Below are 248 nucleotides of genomic sequence, written 5' to 3' on the forward strand. Positions count from 1 at the left end.
CGGCCGTCGAGGGGATGGCCGCCGGCGGCGAACTGCGCTGGGAGCGGCGCGCGTACGCGTTCGGCGACCTGGACGGCGCCTGGTACGTGCTCGCGGCCACCGACGTCGCCGAGGTCAACGAGGCCGTCGCGGCGGACGCCGAGGCGCTGCGGGTGTTTTGCGTGCGGTGCGACGACGCGTCGCACGCGAGCGCGTGGACGCCCGCGAGTGGGCGACACGACGGGCTTACGGTCGCGGTGCTCGCGGGC

Annotated in this window: 1 protein-coding gene; it reads left to right on the forward strand. The window is 76.6% G+C overall.

Annotated elements, in window-relative coordinates; all coding sequences use genetic code 11:
• The coding region (locus GT354_RS02810) for an NAD(P)-dependent oxidoreductase (RefSeq protein ID WP_272923742.1) at window positions 1–248 on the forward strand (248 nt) is incomplete at both ends.

Origin of the sequence: Streptomyces sp. SID3343, from assembly GCF_009865215.1 — a bacterium.
GTDB lineage: Bacteria > Actinomycetota > Actinomycetes > Streptomycetales > Streptomycetaceae > Embleya.